Genomic DNA, 10,821 nt, shown 5'->3' with positions numbered 1-10,821 from the left:
GGTCAACCAGCCGCCGAGGGCAAGGTAGGCGCAGGGAAACAGGAGAATGCCTGACCAGCCGACAAAGACAAATCTGTCACGTTTGAGCCAGTCGTCGAGGATGTCGAACCATCCCCGCTCCGCTGGCGCTCGTCCAATCGCAATCGTCATAAAACTCAACTCCGATTAAGTCATAAAACTCAACTCCGATTAAGGAAGTGATAAGGGCAGATTCGTGAGGTCGCTCAATGGGATCATGAGAGCTAAGTTTACGAATCTTAATAGCGACTCTAATCTAGCAAAGGCGTTTTGGGGATTTCAACAAGGCATATCCCCTAGGATGACCTTGTATATCTGATATAGCCCATTTCCAGACGCGAGGGATTCACCACTGCAGCGTTGTCCTACATGCATGATCGCGCTGTTTTCCTCGGAGTGTTCACTTGCTGTGAAAAGGGCTGTAAGATACTCGGTGTTTCTTGTGCTTAACTTGCCTATGGGTCACCCCCTTCTGATGCCCACCATTCCCGTAAAAGTCTCAGTTTTTGGACTTCCCCTCCATTTGGTGGAGAATGCTCCTGAGTGGCTGCTCATGCAACAGCGGGATGGTCATGGTCAGCACGTGGTCACGCTCAATTCAGAAATGGTGATGCTGGCGGAGCGAACACCAGAATTTGCCGATGTTATACACCGCGCTGATTTGGTCATTCCCGATGGATCGGGGGTGATTCTCTACCTCAAGTTGCATGGCTTGGCCGCGCGTCGTCTGCCGGGAATTGAATTTGCCGAAGCCCTTCTGCGACTTGCCAATGAAGCTTCCCAGCCTAAGCGGGTCTTTTTCTATGGGGCAGCACCGGGGGTGGCAGAAAAAGTGGCTGAGCGCTGGCACAGAGAATGTCCCAACCTGAAAATTGTTGGCGTGCAGTCAGGCTATCATGACCTAGCAACGGAAGCCGCCCTTCTTGAAACCCTAAAGGAGCAGCAACCCGACATTGTTCTTGTGGCCTTGGGGGTACCGCGGCAGGAATACTGGATTGATCGCCATCGTCACATTTGCCCGCAGGCGATTTGGGTGGGCGTTGGCGGGAGTTTTGACGTTTGGGCAGGGGTAAAAAAACGCGCACCTAAGTTACTGCAAAAGCTGCATCTGGAGTGGCTCTATCGTCTGTATCAAGAACCTTGGCGGTGGCGACGGATGCTGGCTTTGCCCCAATTTGCATGGAAGGCGCTCCTGAGTCGTTTGTACGGGCGACAGCGTTTCTCATCCCGATGACAGCCGTGACTCCAGTGGTAACCCCCGGTGAACCGACCTCCGAGGGGGTAATCATTGCGGAACTGTGCCAAGTCACAAAGTCCTTTGGTGGGCCGTTGCCCTGCTTACATCGCGTTAGTTTGCAACTGCGACGGGGAGAGTTTTACTTTCTCACTGGGTCTTCGGGATCGGGTAAATCCACCCTCTTAAAACTGCTCTGTGGTCAACTGCAACCAGATCAAGGCACAGTTCGCCTGTTTGGTGAGGCAGTCAATCCCCGGCACGAGCGACGGATGGCACAGTTGCGGCGGCGCATGGGGGTGATTTTTCAGGACTTTAAGCTCTTGGGCGATCGCTCAGTTGCCGAAAATGTTGCCTTTGCACTGCTGGTGCGCGGTCTGCCAAAAGCAGAAATTCAACAGCGGGTGCAAACCGCCCTCAAACTGGTGGGTCTCAGTCACAAGGCTGGTGCCTATCCCCAATCCCTATCGGGGGGAGAGCAACAGCGAGTGAGCATTGCCCGCGCCCTTGTCGGTGGTCCTGAGCTATTACTGGCGGATGAACCCACAGGTAACCTCGACCCCCAAACGAGTCAACAAATTCTCGCCCTACTGCATCGCCTGCACCAACGTGGGCTAACGGTTCTCTTTACCACCCATGACTTGGCCTTGACCCGCTTAGTCTCACATCGGATTCTCCATTTGCACCATGGCAAACTTGAGTCCCTTCCCCACCCTTGATTTTCTGATTCCGGAAGTGCGCCGCAGTCTCTGGCGCGGTGGTTGGCTCAATGGCGCAGCCGTCATTGCTGTGGCCGTGACGCTCTTCATTTTTGGTTGGGGCTGGCAAGTCTCACAGCTTTTAAGCGCCAGTGTCGAGTCCCTCGGCAATCGGCTGGAAATTACCGCCTATGTATCGCCCGATCTTCCCACCGCTAAGGTGGCAAAGCTGAGGGAGGAGCTGGCAGCCCTACCAGGAGTAGCAGACTTCACTTGGATTGATCGCGATCGCGCCTGGGCAGAATTGCAAGCCAATCTTGGCCTTAAAAGCAAGCAGGGGGAATTAGACCTTTTTGAGACCAATCCCCTTAGCGACGAAGTGAAAATTCGTGCCCAAAGCCTCGAACAGGTGGCTCCCTTGGCTAACCAAATTGCCCAAAAAGAAGGCATTGAGTCGGTGCAGTACCTTGAGCGCGCCCTCACAGGTCTGCAAAGTGTGCAGCGAGTGGTGCGGGGAGTCACGTTGATGTTGGTGCTGCTACTAAGTTTAACGGTGGTTGCTCTGGTGAGCGCTATTTTGCGGTTGATTATCCTTGTGCGCCAACCGGAAATTGAGATTATGACCCTCGTGGGCGCCACCCAAACTTGGATTTACACCCCCCTCTTCCTTCAAGCGGCTAGTCTAGGGGGAGGTGGCGGTTTGCTGGCGTGGATAGTTGGTTGGGTAAGCGGTCAACAACTTCAGCAGTGGTTAGCCCAACAGACCAGCTTTCGCGCCCTTGCCGGCAATGCCTCCCTTGAATGGTCAGCGGGCTTGGGGTTCTTCCTAATCGTCATTGGCGTGATTTTGGGGTTAGTGAGTACTCGCTTGGCACTGCAAACCACAGTCCCTATGCCAAAATAATTGGGGCAATCACGATTCATCGAGAACTTATGACACAATCTACGGCTGACGAAAAGGCAATTGTTCAAAACTACTTCAACACCACGGGGTTCGATCGCTGGCGGCGCATCTATGGCACAGATCCGGTCAGCAAGGTGCAGGCGGATATTCGCCTAGGACACCAACAAACGATTGATACCGTCTTGGCATGGCTGAAAGCCGATGGCTCCCTTAAGGGGAAACTCATCTGTGATGCCGGCTGTGGGGTTGGCAGCTTGAGTATTCCCCTTGCCGAGCTGGGGGCACGGGTCTATGCCAGTGACATTTCCGAGAAAATGGTGGCCGAAGCTCGCGATCGCGCCGCCGCTCAACTGAATGGCCACCATGAACTGATCCTGAGTGTCAGCGATCTGGAAGCCCTGCGGGGGCAGTACCACATTGTCATCTGCCTCGATGTGCTCATTCACTACCCCGACAGCCAAATGGCGCGCATGCTAACCCATTTGAGTTCTCTAGCAATGGAGCGGCTGATTGTCAGCTTTGCGCCCAAAACACCAAAATATACGCTCCTGAAGAAGATTGGCGAATTCTTCCCCGGTGCCAGCAAGACCACCCGTGCCTATCTCCACAGTGAGGAATTGATTCGCGGTATCTTGCAGGATTTGGGCTGGCGGATTGAGCGGAATGCGATGACAAAAACCCGCTTTTACTTTTCGCGACTCCTCGAAGCAGTGCGAGCCTAAATGACGAATCTCAATCTGAGCTTGGCGGAACTGCAAGCCCTGGGGCGGCAGTGGGGAACATGGTTACCTGCGGGCACAGTTCTGTTGCTGTGGGGGGAGCTAGGGGCAGGAAAAACGACGTTTGTACAGGCTTTAGGGGAAGGACTGGGAATTACTGAGGTCATCCAAAGCCCCACGTTTACGCTGATTCAGGAATATCCCGAAGGGCGCGTCCCCCTCTATCACCTAGACCTCTATCGCCTTACCCCTAGGGAGGTGGCGGAGCTGGCGCCAGAACGCTACTGGCTGGGGGAAGAAGTTGATCTAGGGATTGTTGCTATCGAGTGGCCCGATCGCCTGCCCAGCTTCCCCCGCGACTATCTTAAGCTCCAGCTTCAACGACAGCAGGAGCGCACTCATCTAACTTTAGAGGCTGTAGGGGCAGCGACATCGCTGTTGCCCAAGTGCTTAAATCCCTAAGGGCGCGATCGCGATAGGCGGCATAGCGCAAGGCCTTTTGGCGAACCTTTTGCTCCAGGGGGGGTAAAATTCCAAAGTTGGGGGGCATGGGCTGGAAGGTGCTACTCTCCGCCGTACTAATGTAGTGAAACAACGCGCCGGCCATCGTGGTTGGGGGCAAGACCAAAGGTGCCAGTCCCCGCGCTAAGCGAGCGGCATTGGTGCCCGCTAACCAGCCGCCGGCCACCGCAGCGCTGTATCCCTCCGTACCCGTAATTTGACCCGCGGCCAAGAGGGTGGGGCGATCGCGAAACTGGAGTGTGGCATTCAACAGCTTCGGCGCATTTAAGAATGTATTGCGGTGCATCACTCCCATACGCACAAACTCTGCCCGCTCTAGCCCCGGAATCATCCGAAAGACCCGCTGCTGTTCGCCCCAGCGCAGATTGGTTTGAAACCCCACCAAATTCCACAGTTGACCGTGGCGATCCTCTTGGCGCAGTTGTGCCACTGCATAGGGACGTTCACCGGTGCGCGGATCCCGCAGACCCACCGGTTTCAAAGGGCCAAAGCGCAGTGTATCTACTCCCCGCCGTGCCAACTCCTCAATGGGTAAACAGGCTTCAAAAAATTGGGCACTCTTGCGCTCAAAGTCTTTCAAAGGAGTCTGTTCGGCGTCACAGAGAGCCTGCCAAAACCGCTGATATTCCTCGGCAGTGAAGGGACAGTTGAGATAGGCCGCTTCCCCGCGGTCGTAACGGGAGGCCAGAAAGGCCACCTCGCGGTTAATGGATTCCCCAACCACAATTGGGCTGGCGGCATCAAAAAAACTCAGGTAGTCCAGTCCTGTAAAACGTTGGAGATCGGCACTTAAAGCCTCACTGGTCAATGGTCCAGTGGCCAACACCACAACCCCAGTTTCTGGAAGGCGGGGCAGTTCTTCGCGCCGCAATGTCACAAGGGGATGGCGCTCGAGAGTTTCGGTCAGCTCACGGCTAAACTGGGTGCGATCCACCGCTAAGGCACCCCCGGCGGGCACTTGATGGCGATCGGCAGTGGCAATAATTAAGGAGCTGAGGGCACGCAATTCATGGTGCAATAACCCCGTGGCGCGATCGCTTGCCTTGGCCCCAAAGGAATTACTGCACACCAACTCCGCCAACTCCGCCGTATGGTGAGCTGGACTGGGTCGGTGAGGACGCATTTCATACAAAATAACCGGCAGACCCGCACGGGCAATTTGCCATGCTGCCTCTGTACCCGCTAAACCACCGCCAATGACCGTAATCGGCTCCATCCCTATCCTTCTCGAGGAGACTCCACTGCAACATCTGACGTCGGTAACGCCTCTGCGGCCTCTGCCTCTGACTTAAAGACTAAACGCAACAGGGGCGGGGCAACGAACGTGGTCACAATCACCATGACGATAATGCCGGCATCGAGAGCCTTCGAGAGCACGCCGCTAGCAGACCCCACAGCCGCAAAAATCAACCCTACTTCACCCCGAGGCACCATACCAAGGCCAATTGCCCAACGGTTAATGCCCGGTTGACCAAAGACCGTTGCCCCTGTTACCACCTTACCAACAATGGCCACAACTACAAGGAACGAAGCAATAATCAGACCCGCATGATTCGCCGGTTCCAAAGGATTGAGAACGCTAATATCCGTGCGTGCACCAACACAGACAAAGAACACCGGCACCAACATATCGGCAATGGGCAAAATCTGCTCCTCTAGCTCGCGTCGCTTCTCTGTTTCCCCTAAAACTAAGCCGGCGGTAAAAGCACCGAGAATCGCTTCCAGTTGCAGAATCACTGCCACGTATCCCAGAACAAAAGCAAAAATCAAGGAGGGAATCAGCAAGTTACCGCGCGTCGTCAGGCGATCTACCATCCCCAAAAAGAAGGGACTCAACAACCGTCCCACCACCACAGCCCCTACCAAAAAGACCACAGAGCTAATGATTAGGTAAATAACATTCCTGATCTCGACGGTGCCGGTTTTCGCTAGACTCGCCACCACCGCCAGCACAATAATGCCGAGAATATCATCGAGAACTGCGGCGCCGATGATGATTTGCCCCTCCGGCGAAGTCAGGCGTTGAATCTCGGCAAGAACTTTAGCAGTGATGCCGATACTGGTTGCCGTGAGTGCTGCCCCTGCAAAAATTGCCGGCACCAAGTCCACGTGGAACAGCATCACCAGACCAAGGGTTCCTGCTAAAAAAGGAGCAGCCACCCCCACTACTGCCACCAGCGCAGCTTGGAATCCCACCTTGAGTAGGCCCTCTAAATCCGACTCTAAGCCAATCTCAAACAGCAGGATCATCACACCGATTTCCGAGAGGACGGAAATCACTTCACTGGCGGTATTCGCAACCACCGTAGCCAGCGTGTCATCCATGCCGGCGGTCTGCTGGATAAATGTGGTCAGTGCGGAGGTTTCAGTTGCCCCCCCTTCAGAAAACACCAACAAGTGCAAGACAGAAATACCAACAACGACACCCCCTACCAGTTCGCCTAACACTGGTGGAAAGTTAATGCGGGCACAAATTTCACCGCCCACTTTGCTGGCAAAGTAAATTACCACCAGACTCAGCAGAACAGCCGCCAAGATCAATGGACCCGCTTCCGCCGAGTTCACTGATTCTGCTGCAACATCGGCAAGAAAAGGTTGAAAAAGTGACGTTATCAAAGGCATAGGGGCAAATCTTACAAACTCTTTAACTAAGTTAACCACGCCTTCCCCTTCTGCTCAACCTTGAATTTACGCTGAACCCAAGCCTGTTCTTTGTTGTCTAACTGTAATGGCATTTCAACATGGTTATCATAGTTTTTACATGGGCGATCGCCCCAGCCTTGGGAATGCCCATTCTATATTACCGAAGACAATGCTAATGAGTTGATTTTTGATGATGGGACTGGCTCAGTGATGGTGGATGCGGGGTCGCGTTGGGTTCATCAAATCAATTTTATTTTCAGTCATCCCTACCCAGAGGCAGCCTAGAAGCCAGCTCAGTTGCATTACTGATTCCTAGGATAAGCCATGAGTTTTTCTAAACTTTCCGCGAAAAGATTCTTGGTATAGTAGAAGCGTTAACAAACTATAGTCCACTCATCATTGGGTCAGCTATGCTACTGAAGTCCACAACACGCCATGTTCACATTTATGCCGGCCATGTGGTTGATGGTGCAGTTCATCCTGATACGGAAACGCTGACGCTCAATGTGGATCCCGATAACGAGTTGGAGTGGAATGAAGCTGCCCTCGCGAAAGTGGAAGCAAAGTTTCAGGAATTAGTGGCCAATGCCGCAGGTGAGGACTTGACGGAATACAATCTGCGGCGAATTGGTTCGGATTTGGAGCACTTTATTCGTTCGTTACTGATGCAAGGGGAAATTGGCTACAACCTCAACAGCCGCGTGCGCAACTACAGTCTTGGAATTCCCCGTGTCAATCACTCCTAGATTCACTTCTCCTCAATTGCAGATAATTCAACCCAGTCCTGTTCTTACCCAAAGGGAGTGCAATCCTCTCCTATAGGGGTTTTGATGCTTGTTAAGGGTCTTCTCTCCTTGCAACAAGAGCCGGGTTTCTCCTCTGCTAGCCGTCAATTGGCCAAAAAAAAGAGGCCATCGCTGACCTCAAAATGACACTTTGACCGCTGAAAATTGGGAGAGAGTTAAGGTCTAGAGGAGACCCCAGAAGTGAAGCACGCCTTGTTTGGTGATCAGTTCCGTGAGTAGCGCTGCCACAAAGCCAATCATGGCAAGGCGACCGTTCCAGATTTCAGCTTGGGGGGTGAATCCAAACACCCATGCATTGCGATCTTCAGCTTTAATAGTTTTTGTATCTTCCATGGTTTTGACTCCTGATCGAACCCTGTATCCCCACTGTAACAATTCTTTACTAATTTCGCAACAACTCTTAATATATTTTTCTCTATCGCTGCCCTAGAGGGCGATCGCGGTATCCCTAATCAATCACTGTGGCCATCTTCACGTTCTCTAACTTGGCAAGGATTTGCGGCTTGTATTTTTCAAACTCTGCTTTGAGGAGGTTGCGGCTAACGGTTGCTGGGGCAGAACTGGGCAAGCTTTTGCTAGTTTGCAACCAATCCCGTAGCAGTTGCCGTTGGAAGGGGGCGATCGCAAACGTGCGGACATTGGTGCAGTGTTGGGGATCCTCCAGCGGGAAAAAGAGCAGGGGATAGTAGCCAGTGTCTGCCAACAAAGTACAAAGTTCTTGATTGCGCGGCAATTTCATATCGAGATAGCAGGGCAACCAACGCGGACCTTGCTTGGGATCATAGATAGCCGTAATCCAGAGGATCATTGGGTGAGGACTGGTGGTAAAGAGAAACTGGTTGTAGCGAATATTGAGCATCCGCCGATCAATTTCTGCCCGCGGCAACATCACCCACAGTGACGCTGCCGATTCCCGTTGAGCATACAGCGGCATTGGAAAGACAATTTCGGCCACTGGTTTATCCGCAGGCCAGACACTCTGCCAGCAGACCTCTTCAACTGTAGCCAGGGCAACAGGGGGTTGAGATGGGTGTGCGGGGAGTTGGGAAGTCATTGTGCCAATTGGGTCAATTCCTGGCTGGGTTACTCGACCACTGCCAAACTGCTCTTCAAGGGCGGTGAGCACTTGAATAATTTCTGCCATGCTCTGAGGGCGATCGGCGGGGGATTTGGCCATACAGGCCATAATCAGTTCTTCAAGGGCAGGGGGAAGACGTAACTCCGGGCTCGCAACACTAAAGGGGACGGGCTTTTGGAAGTGGTGCGCCTTAAACCAACTGCCAATGGAGTGGGTTTCCGCCTGAATGGGCATCTTGCCTGTGAGTAGCTCATACATTGTGATGCCAAGACTGTAGATATCCGAGCGGTGATCCAATTCCCGCCCTTCAATTTGCTCTGGCGAACAGTAGGCTAAGGTGCCCATAAATGAAGAGGTTTGACCCTTTTCAGGGACATCCCCCAAAAATTTGGCAATTCCGAAATCCAATACCTTGGCGAGTTCCCCCAGGGTATTGTCCTGAATCACAAGGACATTGCTGGGCTTAATGTCACGGTGAATAATGGGACATTTTTGACCTTCGATGACAATCCCTTCGTGGGCAACCTGAAGACCAAGACAGATATGCCGTGCAATTCGCAGAAATCGGCTCAGAGGGAGGGGTTCTTCTAAGAGCAAGTCGCTGAGGTTTTCCCCTTGCAAAAATTCCATGACATAGAAGGGAATTTCCTCGTTGTTCATGCCGTAGTCCAGTACCCGTACCACATGCATGCTCTTCTGGCCGAGGAGAGCACCGGCGCGCGCTTCTTGGGCAAAGCGGGTTTTCATGCGGTCGTTGAGCAGGGTTTGTGAGAGAAATTTAACGGCAACAGGAACCCCCCCTAGGAGAATATCTTCCGCCCGATAAACCCGTCCCATCGAGCCTTTGCCAATCAGCTCTGTGAGCTGATACCGATTCATGAGAACTTGGCCAATATTGGTATCACGGGACGGATCTGACATAGTTGCCTCAGGGGAAAATCGGCTGGCGAGGTCGCAAACAGGCAGGCATTGCGTTGTTCGAGATCGGCAACAAAAACAGCAAACAACTCGCTGTCATCCATGAATCCACTCTTGCTCCTGCTCTTTCACTAGTTTACTTTGCCGCACAACCTGAGTAGAGATTGGCCGTTGTTTTTTCTGTTGCGAAATTAAAACATCTGCGAAAATTTGCTTTCTGAGGCGATCGCAAACCTCCGTATAATCATGGATTGATAAGGTAGTTGCATGGCTGCCTTCACCGGACTCTTATACAGCGAATATGTCCCGCACTTTGACTGCTTTGAGATGTTTTGACTTCTGAGGTTAACCATGAAATATCGCATTTTAGTGGCGACTCTGCTGGCGGTATGTTTAGGGATGCTTTCCTTGAGCACCCCCGCCTTTGCCGCAAAACAGACTTTAACCTATGACGATATTGTCGGTACGGGCCTGGCCAACAAGTGCCCCACCCTTGATGATACGGCGCGGGGTGCCTATCCGATAGATAGCTCCCAAACCTATCGCATTGCCCGACTCTGCTTACAGCCCACGACATTTTTAGTCAAGGAAGAGCCGAAGAACAAACGCCAAGAGGCCGAATTTGTTCCCACAAAGTTGGTGACCCGCGAAACCACAACCTTGGATCAAATTCAAGGGGAACTCAAGGTCAACAGCGATGGCAGCCTCACGTTTGTGGAAGAGGATGGGATTGATTTCCAGCCCGTGACCGTACAAGTGCCCGGTGGCGAGCGCGTCCCACTGCTGTTTACGGTGAAAAACTTAGTGGCAACCACTCAGCCCAACATGACGAGTATCACTACGTCAACCGACTTCCAAGGGGAATTTAACGTTCCCTCCTACCGCACTGCCAACTTCTTGGATCCTAAAGGTCGAGGCTTGGCCTCTGGTTATGATTCAGCGATCGCCCTTCCCCAGGGCAAAGAGGAACAACTGGCGCGCGCCAATGTGAAACGCTTCTCGCTTACCAAGGGTGAAATTGCTCTGAATGTGGCGAAGGTGGATGGTCGCACGGGGGAAATTGCCGGTACCTTTGAAAGTAAGCAACTCTCCGATGATGATATGGGAGCGCACGAACCCCACGAAGTGAAAATTCAAGGGGTCTTTTACGCCCGTATCGAACCTGCCTAGGATCAACACACCCATGGCGACTCTTTTAGAACTCAGGGAACTGCGGGTCGCCTACCCCCCAACGGAGACATCATCTGCTGCAACATTCGTGGTGGATGGTGTTTCTTTTTG

At 52.8% G+C, this 10,821-nt stretch carries 11 protein-coding genes and 1 pseudogene; 7 read left to right on the top strand and 5 right to left on the bottom strand.

Annotated elements, in window-relative coordinates:
• A pseudogene (locus Q0683_RS10570) lies at positions 1-150 on the bottom strand (photosystem II D2 protein (photosystem q(a) protein)); the annotation flags it as partial.
• Positions 151-475: 325 nt separating this feature from the next.
• Here Q0683_RS10570 and Q0683_RS10565 point away from each other — a divergent pair.
• The 5 genes from Q0683_RS10565 to tsaE are packed head-to-tail and all read left to right on the top strand — an operon-like array spanning position 476 to position 4,035.
• Complete coding sequence (locus tag Q0683_RS10565; RefSeq protein ID WP_298611367.1) at positions 476-1,252, top strand: WecB/TagA/CpsF family glycosyltransferase; 777 nt, start codon at positions 476-478, stop codon at positions 1,250-1,252.
• Positions 1,249-1,971, top strand: coding sequence for a cell division ATP-binding protein FtsE (ftsE, locus tag Q0683_RS10560; protein ID WP_298611370.1), 723 nt, complete (start codon positions 1,249-1,251; stop codon positions 1,969-1,971). The genes Q0683_RS10565 and ftsE overlap by 4 nt, the downstream gene beginning before the upstream one ends.
• Positions 1,940-2,854: an ABC transporter permease gene (locus tag Q0683_RS10555; protein ID WP_298977635.1), complete on the top strand. Its 915-nt coding sequence runs from the start codon at positions 1,940-1,942 to the stop codon at positions 2,852-2,854. The genes ftsE and Q0683_RS10555 overlap by 32 nt, the downstream gene beginning before the upstream one ends.
• Positions 2,855-2,883: 29 nt before the next feature.
• Positions 2,884-3,576: a magnesium protoporphyrin IX methyltransferase gene (gene bchM, locus Q0683_RS10550; protein ID WP_298611376.1), complete on the top strand. Its 693-nt coding sequence runs from the start codon at positions 2,884-2,886 to the stop codon at positions 3,574-3,576.
• Entirely contained in the window at positions 3,577-4,035 is a 459-nt protein-coding gene (tsaE, locus tag Q0683_RS10545; RefSeq protein ID WP_298611379.1) for a tRNA (adenosine(37)-N6)-threonylcarbamoyltransferase complex ATPase subunit type 1 TsaE, read from the top strand. It abuts the gene before it with no gap.
• Here tsaE and trmFO read toward each other — a convergent pair.
• Together trmFO and Q0683_RS10535 are read right to left on the bottom strand one after the other, a co-directional pair.
• Positions 3,938-5,311: an FADH(2)-oxidizing methylenetetrahydrofolate--tRNA-(uracil(54)-C(5))-methyltransferase TrmFO gene (trmFO, locus tag Q0683_RS10540; protein WP_298611382.1), complete on the bottom strand. Its 1,374-nt coding sequence runs from the start codon at positions 5,309-5,311 to the stop codon at positions 3,938-3,940. The genes tsaE and trmFO overlap by 98 nt on opposite strands.
• Positions 5,312-5,313: 2 nt before the next feature.
• Positions 5,314-6,717, bottom strand: a complete 1,404-nt coding sequence (locus tag Q0683_RS10535) for a cation:proton antiporter (RefSeq protein ID WP_298611385.1) — start codon at positions 6,715-6,717, stop codon at positions 5,314-5,316.
• A 431-nt stretch (positions 6,718-7,148) separates the two neighbouring features.
• Here Q0683_RS10535 and ndhM point away from each other — a divergent pair, with 431 nt between their 5' ends.
• Positions 7,149-7,484, top strand: coding sequence for a photosynthetic/respiratory NAD(P)H-quinone oxidoreductase subunit M (gene ndhM, locus Q0683_RS10530; RefSeq protein WP_298611388.1), 336 nt, complete (start codon positions 7,149-7,151; stop codon positions 7,482-7,484).
• A 222-nt stretch (positions 7,485-7,706) separates the two neighbouring features.
• Here the strand turns inward: ndhM and Q0683_RS10525 are convergent, their stop codons facing one another.
• Complete coding sequence (locus Q0683_RS10525) at positions 7,707-7,877, bottom strand: chlorophyll a/b-binding protein (protein WP_011056299.1); 171 nt, start codon at positions 7,875-7,877, stop codon at positions 7,707-7,709.
• A gap of 115 nt (positions 7,878-7,992) precedes the next feature.
• Positions 7,993-9,543 carry a serine/threonine-protein kinase gene (locus Q0683_RS10520; RefSeq protein ID WP_298977629.1) on the bottom strand — a complete coding sequence of 517 codons (1,551 nt, stop codon included), beginning with the start codon at positions 9,541-9,543 and terminating at the stop codon, positions 7,993-7,995.
• Positions 9,544-9,891: 348 nt separating this feature from the next.
• On the opposite strand from Q0683_RS10520, the gene Q0683_RS10515 reads away from it, so the two are divergent.
• Positions 9,892-10,710, top strand: coding sequence for a photosystem II manganese-stabilizing polypeptide (locus Q0683_RS10515; RefSeq protein WP_298614283.1), 819 nt, complete (start codon positions 9,892-9,894; stop codon positions 10,708-10,710).
• Positions 10,711-10,821 lie beyond the last annotated feature (111 nt).

The organism is uncultured Thermosynechococcus sp., from assembly GCF_938074695.1.
GTDB lineage: Bacteria > Cyanobacteriota > Cyanobacteriia > Thermosynechococcales > Thermosynechococcaceae > Thermosynechococcus.
This window is presented reverse-complemented; position numbering and strand designations above follow the sequence as displayed.